The sequence below is a fragment of the Xanthomonas sp. NCPPB 2632 genome (assembly GCF_041228075.2).
In the GTDB taxonomy this organism is placed as follows: domain Bacteria; phylum Pseudomonadota; class Gammaproteobacteria; order Xanthomonadales; family Rhodanobacteraceae; genus Luteibacter.
Genome location: NZ_CM192979.1, coordinates 3,152,310 through 3,171,958, shown reverse-complemented (window position 1 = coordinate 3,171,958; position 19,649 = coordinate 3,152,310). Strand labels below are relative to the sequence as shown.

At 66.9% G+C, this 19,649-nt stretch carries 11 protein-coding genes; all 11 read left to right on the top strand.

Features of this window, described 5'->3' with window-relative positions; genetic code table 11:
* The first annotated feature begins 177 nt into the window (after positions 1-177).
* Positions 178-1,848, top strand: coding sequence for an asparagine synthase B (gene asnB / locus AB8808_RS13485; protein WP_369930153.1), 1,671 nt, complete (start codon positions 178-180; stop codon positions 1,846-1,848).
* Between the two features lie 215 nt (positions 1,849-2,063).
* Positions 2,064-3,189, top strand: a protein-coding gene (gene prfB, locus AB8808_RS13480) for a peptide chain release factor 2 (protein ID WP_369930151.1) whose coding sequence is annotated in 2 segments (ribosomal slippage) — positions 2,064-2,138 and positions 2,140-3,189 — 1,125 coding nt in all. Because the reading frame shifts where the segments join, the coding sequence is not laid out codon by codon here.
* Between the two features lie 60 nt (positions 3,190-3,249).
* Positions 3,250-4,782 carry a lysine--tRNA ligase gene (gene lysS, locus AB8808_RS13475; protein ID WP_369930149.1) on the top strand — a complete coding sequence of 511 codons (1,533 nt, stop codon included), beginning with the start codon at positions 3,250-3,252 and terminating at the stop codon, positions 4,780-4,782.
* A 25-nt stretch (positions 4,783-4,807) separates the two neighbouring features.
* Complete coding sequence (locus AB8808_RS13470) at positions 4,808-5,107, top strand: YciI family protein (protein WP_036140774.1); 300 nt, start codon at positions 4,808-4,810, stop codon at positions 5,105-5,107.
* Entirely contained in the window at positions 5,104-5,367 is a 264-nt protein-coding gene (locus AB8808_RS13465) for a BolA family protein (RefSeq protein ID WP_369930146.1), read from the top strand. The genes AB8808_RS13470 and AB8808_RS13465 overlap by 4 nt, the downstream gene beginning before the upstream one ends.
* A 67-nt stretch (positions 5,368-5,434) precedes the next feature.
* On the top strand, positions 5,435-8,935 hold the full coding sequence (smc, locus tag AB8808_RS13460) for a chromosome segregation protein SMC (protein ID WP_369930144.1): 3,501 nt from the start codon (positions 5,435-5,437) through the stop codon (positions 8,933-8,935).
* 26 nt (positions 8,936-8,961) lie between these two features.
* On the top strand, positions 8,962-10,071 hold the full coding sequence (zipA, locus tag AB8808_RS13455; RefSeq protein ID WP_369930142.1) for a cell division protein ZipA: 1,110 nt from the start codon (positions 8,962-8,964) through the stop codon (positions 10,069-10,071).
* 1 nt (position 10,072) lies between these two features.
* Positions 10,073-10,708 carry an FMN-binding negative transcriptional regulator gene (locus tag AB8808_RS13450; protein WP_369930140.1) on the top strand — a complete coding sequence of 212 codons (636 nt, stop codon included), beginning with the start codon at positions 10,073-10,075 and terminating at the stop codon, positions 10,706-10,708.
* Between the two features lie 146 nt (positions 10,709-10,854).
* Entirely contained in the window at positions 10,855-14,136 is a 3,282-nt protein-coding gene (locus AB8808_RS13445; RefSeq protein ID WP_369930138.1) for a maltotransferase domain-containing protein, read from the top strand.
* Between the two features lie 3 nt (positions 14,137-14,139).
* Positions 14,140-17,457, top strand: a complete 3,318-nt coding sequence (gene treS / locus AB8808_RS13440; protein ID WP_369930136.1) for a maltose alpha-D-glucosyltransferase — start codon at positions 14,140-14,142, stop codon at positions 17,455-17,457.
* On the top strand, positions 17,454-19,640 hold the full coding sequence (glgB, locus tag AB8808_RS13435; protein ID WP_369930134.1) for a 1,4-alpha-glucan branching protein GlgB: 2,187 nt from the start codon (positions 17,454-17,456) through the stop codon (positions 19,638-19,640). The genes treS and glgB overlap by 4 nt, the downstream gene beginning before the upstream one ends.
* Positions 19,641-19,649 lie beyond the last annotated feature (9 nt).

Below are 19,649 nucleotides of genomic sequence, written 5' to 3'. Positions count from 1 at the left end.
TGAGCCGCTTCGCCGCCAATAACGCCAATACCAATAATGCCCGGAACCTCGGGAGGGTCGGCGTGTAGGCGGTTGCAACTGAAACCACCGAATACATCGAAGGCCCGCCCTCACCAGGCGGGCCTTTTTTCGTTCTGTCCCTTCATGTCGTAAACCTTGCCAGTCAGGAGCAACACCATGTGTTCGATCTTCGGGATGTTCGGCCTGCAGGCCGGTGACGACCTTGTCGCGTTGCGCCGCGAGGCCATGGCGCTTTCGCAACGCCAGCGCCATCGCGGTCCGGACTGGAGCGGGGTCTATGTCGACGAGGGCGCCATCCTCGTGCATGAGCGACTGGCCATCGTCGATCCGGCCAGCGGCGCGCAACCGCTGCGGTCCCCCGAGGGCGACCTGGCCCTGGCCGTCAACGGCGAGATCTATAACCATCGCGAACTGCGCGCGGTCAGCGATTACGCCTTCACCACCGCCTCGGATTGCGAGGTCATCAACGCGCTGTACCGCGAGCACGGCGCCGATTTCCTGGGCAAGCTCAACGGCATCTTCGCCTTCGCCCTGTGGGATGCGGGGCGCAAACGGCTGATCGTGGCGCGCGATCCGGTCGGTGTCTGTCCGCTGTACTGGGGACATGATCGTGCCGGTCGTCTGTGCGTCGCCTCCGAGATGAAGTCGCTGGTAGGCGTATGCGCGGATGTCGCGCCGTTTCCTCCCGGCCATGTCTACGACAGCGAGACCGGTGAGGCGGTGAGCTACTGGACCCCCGCATGGCGCGACTACGACGCCACCGCCGGAAAGACCATTTCGCCGAAAGACCTTCGTGCGGCGTTCGAGGCGGCAGTGCACCGCCAGATGATGACCGACGTGCCCTACGGCGTACTGCTGTCCGGCGGGCTGGATTCCTCCCTGGTGGCGGCGGTGGCGGCGGGCTTCGCACGCCGACGCATCGAGGAAGACGACCGTGGCGAGGCCTGGTGGCCGCGCCTGCACTCGTTCGCCATCGGGCTGGAGGGCTCGCCGGACCTGAAGGCGGCTGAGGTCGCCGCCGAGGCGCTGGGCACGGTCCACCACGGGTTCCGTTACACCTTCGAGGAGGGCCTGGACGCGCTGCCCGAAGTCATCCGGCATATCGAGACCTACGACGTCACCACCATCCGCGCCTCCACGCCGATGTTCCTGCTGGCCCGCCGGATCAAGGCGATGGGCGTGAAGATGGTGCTCTCGGGCGAAGGCGCGGACGAAATCTTCGGTGGCTACCTCTACTTCCACAAGGCGCCGTCGGCCCGTGCCTTCCACGAGGAAACGGTGCGCAAGCTGGATGCGTTGCACTATTACGACTGCCTGCGCGCGAACAAGTCCATGTCGGCCTGGGGCGTCGAGGCACGCGTGCCGTTCCTCGACGTAGCGTTCCTGGAGACGGCGATGTCGATCGATGCCGAGGCCAAGATGGTCGCCCGCAAGGGTATCGAGAAAGGCCTGCTGCGCGAGGCGTTCGAGGGCGCGTTGCCCGATGCCATCCTGTGGCGCCAGAAAGAGCAGTTCAGCGATGGCGTCGGCTACGGCTGGATCGACGGGCTGAAGGCCCATGCGGAAGCCATGGTCTCCGATCGCGAGTTCGCCGCCGCCGCGTCCCGTTTCCCCACCAACACCCCGGCCACCAAGGAGGCGTTCTTCTACCGGAGCATCTTCGAGACGCATTTCCCGGGCGAGGCCTGCGCCGCCACGGTACCCGGCGGCAAGTCCATCGCCTGCTCGTCCCCGGCCGCCCTGGCATGGGATCCGGCCTTCGCCGCCGCCGCCGATCCGTCCGGCAGGGCCGTCCGCGGCGTGCACCGGGAGTCGCTGCCAGCCTGAGCCGCCCCCGCCCCGGGCCGCCAGCCCGGGGCGGGGGGTAGGAGCGCACGCACGTGCGCGACATGTTTTCGCCGAACGCCCGGATGTCATGCGCTGGCTTGCGGGCCGCTTCAGACCCCCTTCGCGCACGTGTGTGCGCTCCTACACCTGCTTATTTGCTAGGATTGGGCGCTTTAGTCGGCGCCCCAGCGGCGCGTTACCAGGCCAGCCACACCATGATCGAGACCAATCCGATCCTTGCGCAGATCGCGGACCTCAAGGGCCGCGTCGAATCGCTTAGGGGGTATCTTTGACTACGCTGTCAAGAAAGAACGCCTAGAAGAAGTCAACCGCGAGCTGGAAAATCCCAAGATCTGGGATGACCCCAAGCGCGCGCAGGAGCTCGGCCGCGAACGCGCCCAGCTCGACGGCATCGTCACCGGCATCGAAGAAATGTCCGGCTCGCTCGACGACTCCAACGAACTGCTCGAGATGGCCGCCGCCGATGGCGACGAGGCCACGGTGCAGTCCATCGTCGACGACCTGAAAAAGGTCGACGCCCGCGTGGGCAAGCTCGAATTCCAGCGCATGTTCTCCGGCGAGCTCGACTCGGCGGCGGCGTTCGTCGATGTCCAGGCCGGCGCCGGTGGCACCGAGGCCCAGGACTGGGCGGAAATCCTCTTGCGCATGTACCTGCGCTGGGCGGAATCGCGCGGCTGGAAGACCGAGATGATGGAAGTCAGCGCGGGTGAAGTCGCGGGCATCAAGTCCGCCACCTTCCGCGTCGAGGGCGACTACGCCTACGGCTGGCTCAAGACCGAGATCGGCGTGCATCGCCTGGTCCGCAAGAGCCCGTTCGATTCCGACAACCGCCGCCACACCAGCTTCACCTCGGTGTTCGTTTCGCCGGAAGTCGACGACAACATCGAGATCGACATCAACCCGGCCGACCTTCGCACGGACGTCTACCGTTCGTCGGGCGCCGGCGGTCAGCACGTCAACAAGACCGAGTCGGCGGTGCGTATCACCCACGTGCCGACCAACACGGTCGTGGCCTGCCAGACAGAGCGCAGCCAGCACGCCAACCGCGACCGCGCGATGAAGATGCTCAAGGCCAAGCTCTACGAACTGGAAGTGCAGAAGCGCAACGTGGAGAGGGATGCCCTGGAAGCCACCAAGTCAGACATCGGCTGGGGCAGCCAGATCCGCAACTACGTGCTCGACCAGTCCCGCATCAAGGACCTGCGCACGGGTATCGAACGTTCCGACACGCAGAAGGTGCTCGACGGCGACCTCGACGAATTCGTCGAAGCCAGCCTGAAATCCGGCCTCGAGGCCGGCTCCAAGCGCCTCGACGCCTGATTCCACCGGGGGCGCATGGGCGCCCCCGTCTTCCTCCGAAAAGAAGCCACGACCCAAGCCATGACCGAAAACGCCAACGCCGAAGCCTCCGCGACCGCCGCCGACGAGAACCGTCTCATCGCCGAGCGCCGCGAGAAACTGAAAGCGCTGCGTGCGCAGGGCATCGCCTATCCCAACGACTTCAGGGTCGACAGCTTCGCGGGCGACCTGCAGGACGAGTTCGCCGACAAGGACACCTGGACGGCCGAAGCCATCGAGGCCACGCCTCGCCGGGTCGCCGTGGCCGGCCGCATCATCCTCATGCGCGGGCAGGGCAAGGTCAGCTTTGTGCAGATGCAGGACGGCACCGGCCGCATCCAGTTGTTCGTCCACCAGGGCACCGTAGGCGAGGAGGGTTACAACACCTTCAAACGCTGGGACCTGGGCGACATCGTGGGCGCCGAAGGCGTGCTGATGCGCACGAAGACGGGCGAACTCTCGGTCAAGGTCGAGACCCTCCGCCTGCTGACCAAGTCACTGCGCGGCCTGCCGGACAAGCACCACGGCCTGGCCGACGTGGAACAGCGCTACCGCCAGCGTTATGTGGACCTGATCGTCACCGAGGAATCGCGCCGCACCTTCGCGCTGCGCTCGAAGATCATCAGCCACGTGCGCCGCTGGCTGGAAGCCGAACCGCGCCGCTTCATGGAAGTGGAAACCCCGATGATGCACGTGATCCCGGGCGGCGCCACCGCACGTCCGTTCACCACGCATCACAACGCGCTGGATATCCCGCTGTTCCTGCGTGTGGCGCCGGAGCTGTACCTCAAGCGCCTGGTGGTCGGCGGTTTCGATCGCGTCTACGAGATCAACCGCAATTTCCGCAACGAGGGCGTGTCCACGCGGCACAATCCCGAGTTCACGATGCTCGAGTTGTACCAGGCGTACGCCACGTACCACGAGATCATGGACATCACCGAGGGCATGATCCGCACCGCGGCTACCGAGGTCATCGGCAACACCGTGATCGAGTGGGACGGGGCGGCCGTCGACGTGGGCCCGGCATTTCGCCGCTGGCGCATGGAAGACGCCGTGCTCGAGCTCAACCCCGAGATCAGGCCGGCCGACCTGCGCGACCGCGCCGCCATGGCCGCGCACGCCGCGCGCCTGAAGATCCAGGTCAAGCCGTCGTACGGCTGGGGCAAGCTGCTGCTGGAGATATTCGAGGCGACGGTGGAGCACACGCTGATCCAGCCCACCTTCATCACCGACCACCCGGTGGAGGTCTCGCCGCTGGCGCGCGAGAGCGATACCGACAAGGGCATCACCGACCGCTTCGAGCTGTTCATCAACGGCAAGGAGATCGCCAACGGCTTCTCGGAGCTCAACGACTCGGAAGACCAGGCCGCGCGCTTCCAGGCCCAGGTGGACGCCAAGGATGCCGGCGACGACGAGGCCATGCATTACGACGCCGACTACATCCGTGCGCTGGAAGTGGGGCTGCCGCCCACCGGTGGCCTCGGCGTCGGTATCGATCGTCTAGTCATGCTGCTGACCGGCTCGTCGTCCATCCGCGACGTGCTGCTGTTCCCGACCATGCGCCCCGAAGCCTGACCGGCCTCGCCCACGGAGACATCCCATGTTCTACGCCATTGTCGCGCTCGATCACCCGAATTCGCTGGAAAAGCGCCTTGCCGCGCGCCCGGCGCACCTTGCACGCCTGAATGCCCTGAAAGACGAAGGCCGCCTGAAGCTGGCCGGCCCGTTCCCGGCCATCGATGCGAACGACCCGGGCGAGGCCGGCTACACCGGCAGCATGATCGTGGCGGAGTTCACCGACCTGGCCGCCGCCGAGGCCTGGGCCAAGGCCGATCCGTACGTCGAGGCGGGCGTCTACCGCGATGTCAGCGTGCGGCCGTTCCGCGCCGTGCTGCCGTGACGGTCGAAAAGGTCGAGCGAATCCGGGCGCTGCTCACCGCGGCACTGGCCCCGGTGGAGCTGGACGTGATCGACGAGGGCCACAAGCACGCCGGGCACGCGGGCGAGGGCAGGGGGCACTTCTTCGCCCGCATCGTCACCCCGGCCTTTGCCGGCACCAACCCCATCCAGCGCCATCGCATGGTCTATGCCGCCCTCGCCGAGATGATGCCCGACGGTATCCACGCGCTGGCGATCGAGGCCAGGGCCCCCGGCGAATAAGCCAAAGTCGCTACACTGCCGGTTATCGGTTGTAGGAGCTCGCGGCCGCGTCCCCACGGAAACCATCATGCGTCTGACCACGATCAAGCTGGCGGGATTCAAGTCGTTCGTCGACCCCACCACGCTGCACCTGCCCACCAACATGACCGGCGTCGTCGGGCCGAACGGCTGCGGCAAGTCCAACATCATCGACGCCATCCGCTGGGTCATGGGCGAGTCCGCGGCCAGCCGCCTGCGCGGCGACTCGCTCACCGACGTCATCTTCTCCGGCTCCAGCGCGCGCAAGCCCGTGGGCCAGGCCGCGGTCGAACTCATCTTCGACAACAGCGACGGCACCATCCAGGGCGAGTACGCCAGCTTCGCCGAGATATCGGTCAAGCGCATCGTCAGCCGCGACGGCCAGTCGTCCTATCACCTCAATGGCGCGCGCTGCCGCCGGCGCGACATCACCGATCTGTTCCTGGGTACCGGCCTGGGCCCGCGGTCCTACTCGATCATCGAGCAGGGCATGATCAGCCAGATCATCGAGGCGGCCCCCGAGGAACTGCGCACGCACCTGGAGGAAGCCGCCGGCATCTCCAAGTACAAGGAGCGTCGCAAGGAAACCGAAAGCCGCATCAAGGCCACGCGCGAGAACCTCGACCGCGTGCGCGACGTGCGCGACGAGGTCGACAAGCAGCTGGACCACCTCAACCGGCAGGCCCGCGCGGCCGAGCGCTGGAAGGCCTTCAAGGAAGAACACACCCGGCGCGAGGCGGAACTGCGCGCGCTGGAATACCGCACGCTGCACCGTCGGCACGAGGGTGAGGGCTCCGGCCTGCGCGAGGCCGAGCTGGAAATCGAGAAGCACCTGGCCGGGCAGCGTCAGGTGGAAGCCCAGATGGAAAGCGTGCGCGAGCGTCACCAGGGCGCCAGCGAACAGCTCAACCAGGTCCAGGCCGAGGTCTACAAGGTGGGCGCGGAAATCGCCCGCGTCGAGCAACAGGTGCGGCACAACCGCGACCTGAGCGAGCGTCTGACCCGCGCCCGCGCGGATGCCGAGCGCGAATTCGAGGAACTGCAGGGCCATATCGGTGCCGACCGCGAGCAGGTGGAAACCCTGCGCATGGCGCTGGCCGAGGGCGAGCCCAAGCTCGAATCGCTGCAGCAGATGCAGGACGAAACGAGCGATGCGATGCGTGCCACCGAGGCGAAGCTGGCCGACTGGCAGCAGCGCTGGGATACGCACACCCGCGGCGCATCGGAATCCAGCCGGGCGGCCGAGGTGGAGCGGACCAAGCTGGCCTACCTCGACCGGCAGACGGTGGACCTGTCGCGCCGCAAGGAGGCCCTGGATACCGAACAGCGTGCCACGGATATCGCCGCCCTCGACGCCGCGGCGGAACAGCTCGACACCGAACACGACACGCAGCGCGAGCGCGTGGAACACCTGGGCGGCGTGCTCGACCAGCACAAGGTGGCCTACGAGCGCGTGCTGGACGAAGAGCGTCAGGTGCAGACCGCGCTGAACGATGGCCGCCAGCAGTTGCAGACCGCGCGTGGCCGCCAGGCCTCGCTCGAAGCCCTGCAAAGCGCCGCGCTGGGCCAGGAGGAAACCGCCGCCAGCGGCTGGCTGGCGCGCCTGGGGCTGGATCGCTCGCGCCGCCTGGGCGAGTCGCTGCAGGTGGATGCCGGCTACGAATCGGCCGTGGAAACCGTGCTGGCCGGCTTGCTCGACGGCGTACTGGTGGATGCGCCGGAAGCGCTGGTGCCCGAGTTCGAGGCCCTGGGCCAGGCCGATGTCGCCTTGTTCGCCCGGGAAGACGGTGCGGCCGGGCCGGCCGGTACGCTGGCCGAGCACGTGCGTGGCCCCGTGGCCGCCATGGCCTTGCTCGGTCGTGTCATGGTCGCGGAATCGGCCGAAACCGCCGCCGCGCGCGTGGCAACGCTGCAGCCGCACCAGTCGGTCATCACGCCGGACGGCGCCTGGATGGGTCCGGGCTGGGCGCGCATCCTGCGCGCGCAGGGCAACCAGGTGGGGGTGCTGGCTCGCGAGCGCGAGATCCGCCAGCTGGCCGGCCAGATCGAAACCCTCGAAGCCACGATCGACGAGCGCACCGAACAACTGGAGGCTCTTCGCGCCAGCAAGTTCGAGACCGAGCGCCAGCGCGACGACGCGCAGCGCGACCTCTATGCGGCCCACCGTCGGCTTTCCGAGCTGGCCGGCCAGTTGCAGAGCCATCGCGGCAAGATGGAAACGGCGCGCGCACGCGCCGAGAAGGTCGGTGGGGAAATCTCGGCGATCGTCGACCAACTGGACGAATTGCAGGGCCAGACCCGTGAGGCGCGTGCCCGCCTCGACGAGGCCGTGGGCCTCATGGGCGATCGCGAGGACGAGCGCCGCGGCCTGGAAAATGAGCGCCGCGAGTTGCTGGAAGCCCGCGAGGAAGCACGTATCAACGCGCGTGAGGCCGCCGACCAGTCGCACCAGCTGGCCCTCAGCATGGAATCCAAGCGCTCCGCGCTCGGCTCGCTGGAGCAGGCGCTGGCCCGACTGGACACGCAGCTGCGCCAGGTCGTGGCCCGGCGGGACGAGATCGACCAGCAACTGGCGGCGGGCTCCGATCCCATCGCCGAACTGGAAGCCGAACGGCAGACCTACCTCGACCAGCGCCTGTTGGTCGATCGCCAGCTGGTGGAGGCACGCCGTGCGCTGGAAGACTGCGATGCGGAGTTCCGCCGCCTCGAGCAGGAGCGCCAGCGCGTCGAACAGGTGCTGGGCCAGGTGCGCGAAAGCGTGTCCGAAAAGCGCCTGGCGGCGCAGGCACTCCAGCTGCGAGCGGAACAGCTCGCCGAAGCCATCGTCGCCTCCGGTCTCGAACTCGATGCCCTGCTCACCGAACTGCCCGAGGACGCGGAGCCGGCGCGCTGGCAGCAGCAGCTGGTGGACCTGTCCGGCAAGATCGCCCGCCTGGAGCCGGTCAACCTGGCCGCCATCCAGGAACACGCCGAGCAGTCGCAGCGCAAGGAATACCTCGACGCGCAGCTGCTGGACCTGACCAGCGCGATGGAAACCCTGGAAGGCGCGATCAAGAAGATCGACCGCGAAACCCGCCAGCGTTTCAAGGAAACGTTCGACCGGGTCAACGCCGGCGTGCAGGAGCTTTTCCCACGCCTGTTCGGCGGCGGCCACGCGTATCTCGAACTCACCGGCGACGACTTGCTGGACACCGGCGTGTCGATCATGGCCCGGCCGCCCGGCAAGCGCGTATCCAACATAACCTTGCTGTCCGGCGGCGAGAAAGCGCTCACCGCCGTCTCGCTGGTGTTCGCCATCTTCGGCCTCAATCCCGCGCCGTTCTGCCTGCTGGACGAGGTGGACGCGCCGCTGGATGAAGCCAACGTCGGGCGCTTCTCGGCCATGGTTCGTGAAATGAGCGAGAAGGTGCAATTCATTTTCGTCAGCCACAACAAGGCCACCATGGAGGCCGCGCATCAGCTGTGCGGCGTTACCATGCGCGAGCCGGGTGTCTCTCGCCTCGTCCAGGTGGACCTGGCCGAGGCGTCCAAGCTCGTCGGCGTCGCCTAAGTACCGCTCTTCAAGGAAATCGAACCATGAATCCCGCCATCGGCCTCGCCTGGAACCCTGCCGTGGGCATCCCGATGCTCTTCGTCGGCATCGTCGTGATGGTGCTGCTCTGGCTCTTCGGCCAGCCACGCAAGGAGCAGGGCCGTCGCAAGCCGGTGCCCGAGCAGCCCGGGCGTGCCCGCGAACGCCGCGAGCCGGTGTTCAACGATGGCGAGGAGGTTGCCGAGGACGACGAGTTCGACGATCGGGACCACGCCTCTTTCAGTGCGCGTGACGCCGCGCACGAGGTGGCAGGCGACGCCAACGATCCGCTGTTCAATCCGCGTCCGCGGCACACCGAGCTGGATGTGGACCTGCGCGCGGAACTGGAGCGTCTGGGCGCCTCGCTGGCCGGCGAGCGTACCGCCTCCGCGGCACCCCTGGCCGACGACCTCGCGGCTCGCGATGCCCATCGTGCCGAGCCGCCGCGTCCGGCGTCGCCGCGCCAGGAGCCGTCGCGCCATGAATCGCAGCGTGTCGAGCCGCGCCTGGACCTCGACCTGCCGTTCGACCTGGACGACCCGCGCGGTACGCACGCGTCCACCGCTGCGCCCTCACCGGTGCCGCCTCGCCCGCAAGCGCCTTTGCCGGCACCGGCTCCGCCGCGCACCCCGCCGCGCTCCGATCTCGGTCGCCGCCCGCCGAACGCGCCCGTGGAGCGCATTGTCAGCCTCTACGTGGTGGCCCGGGAGGGCAGCCGGTTCAACGGTTCCGACCTGATCGTCGCCGCCGAGAAGGCCGGCCTCGAATTCGGCGACATGGGCATCTATCACCGCCTCGTGGACGGCCATCCCGAACAGGGGCCGATCTTCAGCGTGGCCAACCTGACCAAGCCGGGCAATTTCGACATGGCACGCATCGCCACGTTGCAGACGTCCGGCCTGTCGTTCTTCATGGCGCTGCCGGGTCCGGTGCCCGCCCTGGATGCCTGGGACGCCATGCTGCCTACGGTGCAGCGCCTGGGCGAACTGCTCGACGGCCTGGTGCTGGACGAGGAACGCAATGCCCTCGGGCGTCAGCGCATCGCGCACATCCGCGACGAACTGCGCGGCTGGGACCGCGGCCACGAAGGCGAAGAGATCAAGTTCGGGCACTGACATGTATACCCCGAAGGCGTTCGTCGAAGACCGGCCGCACATCCTGCACGGGGCCATCCGACGTATCGCCTTCGGCACGCTGGTCACCGCGGGGCAGGGTGGCATCGAGGCCAGTCATGTTCCCTTCGTACTGGCCCCCGACGAAGGTCCTCTGGGTACGCTGTATTGCCATGTGGCCAGAGGCAACGACCACGTAAACCGCAGCGAGGGCGAGGTCCTGTCGATCTTCGCCGGGCCGCACGCCTATATCTCGCCCAACGGTTATCCGGGCAAGGCCAAGCACCATCGAGAGGTGCCCACCTGGAACTACATCGCCGTCCATGCCTACGGCCCGGCGCATACGTTCACCGACCCTGAGTCGCTGCGCGACCTGCTCGAGCGGCTGACGGCCCAGGCCGAGCACGATGCCGCCCAGCCCACACCCTGGCGGGTCGGGGATGCCCCCGACGACTATCTCGCCGCCATGTATCGCGGCATCGTGGGCATCCGCATCCCCATCGCCCGGATAGAAGGAAAATGGAAGCTCGGCCAGAACCGCACGGAGGCCGATCGCCTTGGTGCCGCCGCCTTGCTGGCGCAGAGACAGGGTGACGACGAGCAGGCCGTCGCAGCGCTCATGCGCGATGTCGGGGCCTGAACCACGCGTACAAATCCACGATACCTGTTCACGCTTCCGCAACACCCCTGTGCGTCACTGTGAAGGTCTTGGCATGTCCGGGATTGGCACGATGCACACATGATGCCCGGCATGCTTGTGATTACCCTTCGAGGAACACGAGTCACATGCCTGCAAGTACGCGTGCCCCCTTCCGAATTTACTACCTGCATCCATTGCTGGCAGGTCCGCTGACCGCCTGGAACGCATGGATCGAGCATGCCGCCTCGCTCGGCTTCCGCCAGTTGCTGATAGCGCCGCCCTTCGATGCTTCCGATACCGGTGACGTTTTCGTTACACGGGATTTCGATCGTCTTAACACGTCGGTTTCCGACGAGGGCGAGGCCACCGACCGGCTGGCCCAGATCGCCAAGGCGTGTCGCAATCATCGCATGGAGTTGTGGCTGGACCTGTCACTGGATGAGGTGTCCTCGGATGCGCCGGTACGCCAGGCGCATCCCGATTGGTTCCGCGCCGTGGCCGCCCAGCACGGCACGCCGGACCCGCGCTGGACGCCGGCCGAAAGTGACAGCGTGCGCTGGCGTTTCAACGATCCCGACGTGGCCGAGGCGGCCACGCAGTGGTGGGTCGACCGCATGCATCGCTGGACCGCCGCCGGCGTCGAGGGTTTTCGCGTGGTGCACCCGCAACGCCTGCGTGCCGAACGCTGGAAGCCGCTGATCGAGGCCGTGCGTGGTACGCATACCGATGCCGCGGACGCGGCGTTTCTCGCCTGGACGCCCGGCCTGGCGCCCGAGGATCTCGCGGCGCTGGCCGGTGCGGGATTCGACGCGGTGGTGTCGTCCGCCAACTGGTGGGATTTCAGGGCGCCGTGGTTCGCGGACGAGGCCGCGCGCCTTGCCGCGGTGGCACCGGTCCTGGCCTGCGTGGAAGAACCGTTCGGTCCGCGTTTCGGCGAGCAGATGGGTGAGCACAACCAGCTGGAACACGCGCACCAGCGTGCGATCGCCTTCGCCGCCACGTCCCCGGGCGGCTGGATGATGCCGATGGGTTTCGAGTTCGCCCAGCACGACCGCCTCGACCCGCGTCGTGGCCAGCCGGTCACGCCGGCATCGCTTGCGCAGGGTGCGATCCTCGACGTGAGCGATACCGTGCGCGCCGCGAATGTGGCCGTGCGCGAGGAGGTGCCGTCGGCACCGTTCGTCGCCGTCGGTCATGGCGTCGCGTCGTTCCTCACGGTGCATGGTCCCGATCCGAGGACCGCGCCCGGCGCGACCCTTACGCTGGTCAACGCCTCGCTGGATCGGGACGCCGTAGTCACCGCGGCGCAGGGACTGGTAGGTGCGGCAACGCACTTCGCCCCGTGGACCTCGGCGGAAGGGCGCAAGGTGTTCGACCAGGGCGACAGCCTGGTGCTGGCACCGGGCGGCGTCCTGACGCTGACAGGACAGCCGGCTGTTCCGGCGAAACGCAAACTGGGAAGCAGCGTGCAGAAAGAATGGCTACAGGCGGCATCGCGTGCCGATCGCGTCATGATCGAGAACGTGCAGCCGGTCGTGGATGCAGGGCGCTTCCCGGCCAAGCGCGTGGTCGGTCAGCCTGTGGACGTCACCGCCGACATTTTCATGGATGGGCATGAGGTGCTGGCCGCACGGCTTCGCTATCGCGCCCAGGACGAACGCGCCTGGCGCGAGATCGTCATGCAGCCGGTCAATAACGATATCCATGCAGCCAGCTTCGTGCCGACGCGGGTAGGGCGCTACGAGTTCCAGGTGGAGGCATGGCACGATCGCTTCGCCAGCTACCACCATGAAATCGAGGTCAAGCATGCCGCGGGCGTACCGCTGGGCCTGGAACTGGAAGAGGGCCGCCTGATGGTCGAGGCCCGGGCGAAGGACGCCGCGGGCCCGAAGGCCAAGGCGCTGCGCAGCCTGGCGGCATCGCTGGCGAAGGCCGACGACGAACAACGTCTTGCGTCGTTGCTGGACGAGGCCACCGTCGCCCTGATGATGGCCACCGATCCGCGCGCTCGCTCGTCCGCCACCGAAACGTTCACGCTGGAAGTGGATCGTCGCGAGGCCGGTTTTGCCAGCTGGTACGAATTGTTCCCGCGGTCGATGACCGACGACAAGGCGAAACACGGCACGTTCCGCAACACGATCGCGCGGCTGCCGGCCATCCGCGACATGGGCTTCGACGTGCTGTATTTCCCGCCGATCCATCCGATCGGCAAGGCCTTTCGCAAAGGGCCCAACAACACGCTGACGCCGGGCCCGGACGATCCCGGCAGCCCGTACGCCATCGGTTCGCCGGACGGCGGCCACACGGCGGTGCATCCGCAATTGGGCACGATGGACGATTTCCGCGCACTGCGCGACGCCGCCCATGAGCACGGCCTGGAGTTGGCGCTGGACTTCGCCATCCAGTGTTCGCAGGACCATCCGTGGCTGAAGGAGCATCCGGAATGGTTCGACTGGCGCCCGGACGGCAGCATCAAGTACGCGGAAAACCCGCCCAAGAAATACCAGGACATCGTCAACGTCGATTTCTATGCGGACGGTGCCATCCCCTCGCTGTGGCAGGCGCTGTGCGATGCCGTGCTGTTCTGGGCCGCCGAAGGCGTGCGCACGTTCCGCGTGGACAACCCGCATACCAAGCCGTTCCCGTTCTGGGAATGGATGATCGGGCGGGTGCGCGCGAAGTATCCGGACGCCCTGTTCCTGTCGGAGGCCTTCACCCGGCCCAAGCCGATGTACCGCCTGGCCAAGGTCGGCTTCAGCCAGTCGTACACCTATTTCACCTGGCGTCACTCCAAGCAGGAGTTCATCGACTACCTGACCGAGCTGACCACCACCGCGCCGAAGGATTTCTTCCGCCCGAATTTCTTCGTCAATACGCCGGATATCAACCCGTACTTCCTGCAGACCTCGGGGCGGCCGGGCTTCCTGATCCGGGCGGCACTGGCGACGACACTGTCCGGCCTGTGGGGCATGTATTCCGGCTTCGAGATCTGCGAGGCCGCCCCCTTGCCGGGCAAGGAAGAGTACCTTGACTCCGAGAAGTTCGAGGTGCGCGTGCGCGACTTCGACGCGCCCGGCAACATCGTGGCGGAGATCACCCAGCTCAACCATATCCGCCGCGCCCATCCCGCGCTGCAATCGCACCTCGGCGTGCGCTTCCTGTCGTCCGGGAGCGACCAGGTGCTGTTCTTCGAAAAGCGCTCGCAGAACGATCTGGTGCTGGTCGCCATCAGCCTGGACCCGCACAACGCCCAGTCCTCCGACCTCACGCTGCCGCTGGACGACTGGGGCCTTGCCCCGGATGCCGCGCTGGACGTGCACGACCTCCTTCATAACCAGCCCATCGCGTGGCGCGGTGCCCAGCAGAACGTATGGCTCGGCCTCGGCCAGCCTTACGCCATATGGCATGTCCGTCTTCCGGGAGTCTGATCCATGGCTACACGTGCCAAAGGCAAGAAGCAGGCGAGCGCGCCCGATTTTTCGAACGATCCGCTCTGGTACAAGGACGCGATCATCTATCAGGTGCACCTGAAGTCGTATTTCGATGCGAACGACGATGGCGTGGGCGATTTCGAGGGCCTGATCCAGAAGCTGGACTACATCGCCGAGCTTGGCGTCAACACGCTGTGGCTGCTGCCGTTCTATCCCAGCCCGCGGCGTGACGACGGCTACGACATCGCCGAATACAAATCCGTGCACCCGGACTACGGCAAGCTGGCCGACGCCAAGCGGTTCATCGCCGAGGCGCACCGACGCGGCCTGCGCGTCATCACCGAGCTGGTCATCAACCACACCTCCGACCAGCATCCGTGGTTCCAGCGCGCGCGCCTGGCCAAGAAGGGTTCGGCCGCGCGCAACTTCTACGTCTGGTCCGATACCGACCAGGCCTATGACGGCACGCGTATCATCTTCCTCGACACCGAAAAGTCGAACTGGACCTGGGACCCGGTGGCCGGCCAGTACTTCTGGCATCGCTTCTTCTCACACCAGCCGGACCTGAATTTCGACAACCCGGCGGTGATCAAGGCCGTGCTCGATGTGATGCGGTTCTGGCTCGACCTGGGCGTGGACGGCCTGCGCCTGGACGCGGTGCCTTATCTCATCGAGCGCGAGGGTACCAACAACGAGAACCTGCCCGAGACCCACGACATCCTCAAGCTGATGCGTGCGGAGATCGACCAGCACTACCCCGACCGCATGCTGCTGGCCGAGGCCAACCAGTGGCCGGAAGACACACAGGATTACTTCGGCAACGGCGACGAATGCCACATGGCGTTCCACTTCCCGCTGATGCCGCGCATGTACATGGCGATCGCCCGAGAGGACCGCTTCCCGATCACCGACATCATGCGGCAGACCCCGGCCATCCCGGAGAACTGCCAGTGGGCGATCTTCCTGCGCAACCACGACGAGCTGACGCTCGAGATGGTGACCGACAACGAGCGCGATTACCTGTGGCAGACCTACGCCGCCGATCGCCGCGCCCGCATCAACCTGGGCATCCGTCGCCGCCTTGCGCCGCTGCTGGAGCGCGATCGCCGGCGTATCGAACTGATGAACGCATTGCTGCTGTCGATGCCCGGCACGCCGGTGCTCTACTACGGCGACGAGATCGGCATGGGTGACAACATCCACCTGGGCGACCGTGATGGCGTACGTACGCCGATGCAGTGGTCCGTGGACCGCAACGGCGGTTTCTCGCGTGCCGATCCGGCCAGCCTGGTGCTGCCGCCCATCATGGATCCGCTGTACGGATACCAGGCGATCAACGTCGAGGCGCAGGGGCGCGATCCGCATTCCCTGCTGAACTGGACGCGGCGCATGCTGGCCGTGCGCAAGCGCTACAAGGCGTTCGGTCGCGGCACGCTCAAGTTCCTCTACCCGGGCAACCGCAAGGTATTGGCCTACCTGCGCGAGTTCGAGGGCGAGCATCTGTTGTGCGTGGCCAACATGTCGCGCTCGCTGCAGGCCGTGGAACTGGACGTGGCCGCCTTCGACGGCCAGGTGCCGATCGAGATCATGGGCGGTTCGTCGTTCCCGCCGATCGGGCAGCTGCCTTACCTGCTGACCCTGCCGCCGTACGGTTTCTACGCGTTCCAGATCTGCGCGAATGCGCAGATGCCCGACTGGCACGAGGTGCCGGCCGAGCCGTTGCCGGATTACGAGACGCTGGTGGTGCGTGGTGCGCTCATCGAAGGTCCGGTCATGGCCCACCATCGTGGCGTGATCGAAACCCAGGTGTTGCCGGGCTACCTCGGCGTGCGTCGCTGGTTCGCCTCGAAGGACCGTGGCATCGCCAGTGCCCGGATTCTCTACGCGGTGCCCTGGCCCGACCATGGCGACGACCTGATCTTTACCGAGGTGGAGGTCAGCCTGGCCGATGGCGGCGTCGAGCAGTACAGCCTGCCGGCCGGTATCGTCTGGGAGGACGAAAATCCCACGGCACGCGCGCAGCAACTGGCATTGGCGCGCGTGCGTCGTGGCCGCCGCATCGGCCTGCTTACCGATGGCTTCACCCTGGATGCCTTTGCCTCCGGCCTGCTGATCGGCCTGCGCCAGAGCACCGAGCTGCCGGTCAACGGCGGGGTGGTGCGTTTCGAGACCACGGATGCGTTCGCCGGCGTGCATTTCGATGCCGAGATCCCCAGCCGCTGGTTGTCCGCCGAGCAGTCCAACAGTTCCATGATCATGCACGACGCCGGCGTGGTGAAGCTGTTCCGCCGCACCGCCGTGGGTATCAACCCGGAAGTGGAGATGGGCCGTTACCTGACCGAGCGGGGCTACGCCAACACGTCGCCGCTGCTGGGCGAGGTGGTGCGCATCCAGGAAGGCGGCGAACGCACCACGCTCGCCGTGCTACAGGGTTTCCTGCGTAACCAGGGCGATGCGTGGCGCTGGACGCTCGATTACCTGCGTCGCAGCTACGACGAATACAGCCATTCGGAGGATGTGGCGCGCCAGACGGAAATCGATGGCGGATACGATGCCTTCGCCACGGCGGTGGGCACGCGCCTGGGTGAATTGCACGCGCTGTTGGCGCAGCCGTCCGACGTGTCGGCGTTTTCGCCCGAGCGAGCCGGCGACGCGGACGTCAAGGCGGTGCAGGACAGCATCCGCGCGCAGATCGCCCGGGCCATGGCCTCGATCGATCAGCTCAAGGATGTGGCCGAGCCGGCGTCTTCGGATATCGCATCCCTCCGCGGCGTGGCCGGCGTTCTCGACGCGCGGGTCGGCAAGCTGGCGAGTGCCGGCGTTTCCTCGTTGAAGACGCGTGTGCATGGCGATTTCCACCTCGGTCAGATCCTGGTGGTGCAGGACGATGCCTACATCATCGACTTCGAAGGCGAGCCGGCCCGCACGCTGGATGAGCGTCGGGCCAAGGGCTCGCCGCTACGCGATGTGGCCGGCTTCCTGCGCTCGCTGGACTATGCCGCCGCCATGGCACGCCGCGGCGAGGATGGGCTGGCTCCGGTCGAGGACGAAGGCTTCGTCGATTATCTCGCCCGGTTCCGTGAGCGTTCGTCGCGCACGTTCCTCGAGGCGTACCGTCGCGTGCTCGACGCGGCCCCCGTGCGCTGGGTGGAGTCCGATGCCCTCGCGCCCATCGTGGAGCTCTACGTCATCGAGAAGGCTGCCTACGAAGTGAACTATGAAGCCGCGAACCGACCTGGCTGGGTCGACGTGCCGGTGCGTGGACTGCTCCATGCCGCCCGCGGCGACATGTCCAACGAACTGAAGGATGCGACGTGACCGATCCCCGTACCTATGGCCTGAACGATACCGCCGCCGTGGACGCGCTCGTCGACGGGCGGCATGGCGACCCCTTCGCGCTGCTCGGCGCGCACACCGTGGACGGGCGCCGCGTGGTGCGCACGCTGCAACCGGGTGCGCAGGCCGTCGAGCTGATCGACGCCGACGGTCGCGCGCTGGGTCAGCTGCTGCGCGTGCATGACGGTGGCCTGTTTGCCGGTTTCCCGGACAGCGAGGCGGCGTATCGACTGCGCATCCACTGGCCGTCCGCCACGCAGGAGATCGACGACGCCTATCGCTTCGGCAACCTGCTGGGCGACGACGACCTGGCGCGGCTCTCCGCGGGCACGCATACCGAGCTGTTCCTCTGCCTCGGCGCGCATCCCATGACCATCGACGGCGTGACCGGCGTGCGCTTCGCGGTATGGGCGCCGAACGCGCAGCGGGTCAGCGTCGTGGGTGATTTCAACAGCTGGGATGGTCGTCGGTTGCCGATGCGCAAGCGCGTGCCGGCCGGTGTGTGGGAGTTGTTCGTGCCGGGCCTGTTGCCCGGCGCGCGCTACAAGTACGAGATCTGGGGCGCCGACGGCTCGGTGTTGCAGCGTGCGGACCCGGTGGCCTTGTCCGCCGAACTGCCGCCGTCCACGGCGTCGATCGTCGCCGACCCCACCGCCTTCCGCTGGACCGACGACGAGTGGCTGCGCCGACGCGGTGCGATGCATCACGCCGGGTCGCCGCTGTCGATCTACGAAGTGCACGCCGGCTCCTGGCTGCGCGGCGAGGACGGACGCGAACTGCAGTGGGACGAGTTGGGCGAACGCCTGATTCCCTACGTGGCCGGCATGGGTTTCAGTCATATCGAACTGCTGCCGGTATCGGAGCACCCGTTCGGCGGATCGTGGGGCTACCAGCCGCTGGGCCAGTTCGCGCCGGCGTCGCGTTTCGGTACGCCGGAAGCCTTCGCCCGTTTCGTGGATCGCTGCCACGAAGCCGGGGTGGGCGTCATCGTGGACTGGGTGCCCGCCCATTTCCCCACCGATATCCATGGCCTTGCCCATTTCGACGGTACGCCGCTGTATGAGCATGCCGACCCGCGCGAGGGCTTCCATCAGGACTGGAACACGCTGATCTACAACCTGGGGCGCAACGAGGTGTCGGCGTACCTGGTCGCCAGCGCACTGGCCTGGCTGGAGCGCTTCCATATCGACGGCCTGCGCGTGGATGCGGTGGCTTCCATGCTGTACCGCGATTACTCGCGCAAGCATGGCGAGTGGGTGCCCAACCAGTACGGTGGTCGCGAGAACCTGGAATCCATCGCCTTCCTGCGCCGGGTCAACCAGCTCGTGGCCGAGCGCCACCCCGACTGCATGACCATCGCCGAGGAATCCACGGCCTGGCCGGGCGTGACGCAGCCGGTGGAGCAGGGCGGCCTCGGTTTCGACTTCAAGTGGAACATGGGCTGGATGCACGACTCGCTGGAATACATGTCGCGCGACCCGCTGTATCGCCAGTACCACCATGGCGAGATGACCTTCAGCATGGTCTATGCGTACTCCGAGAAGTTCGTGCTGCCGCTTTCGCACGATGAGGTGGTTCACGGGAAGCGCTCGTTGCTCGGTCGCATGCCGGGCGACGAATGGCAGCGTTTCGCCAACCTGCGCGCGTACTACGGTTTCATGTGGGCGCATCCGGGCAAGAAGCTGCTGTTCACGGGCGCGGAAATCGCCCAGCCGCACGAGTGGAACCACGATGCCCAGATCGCCTGGGAACTGCTGGATTCGCCGTTGCACCTGGGCGTGCAGAAGACCGTCCGCGACCTCAACCACCTGTACGCCGCCACGCCGGCCCTGCATGCGTGGGACACCGATCCGCGCGGCTTCCGCTGGGTGGTCGGCGACGATGCCGGCCAGAGCGTCTTCGCCTGGCTGCGCTTTGCCGAGGGTGGCCGCCCGGCCCTGGTGGTGAGTAACATGACGCCGACGCCGCGGCATGGCTTCCGCCTCGGCGTGCCCGAAGGCGGGCGCTGGCGCGAGGCCTTCAATTCCGATGCCGTCGACTACGGCGGCTCGGGCGTCGGTAACGAGGGTGCGCGGCACGCCGAAGCCATACCCGCGCACGGCTTCGACCATTCGCTGGTGGCGAGCCTGCCGCCGCTGTCCACGGTCATCTTCGTGGCCGACTGACGAGGAATA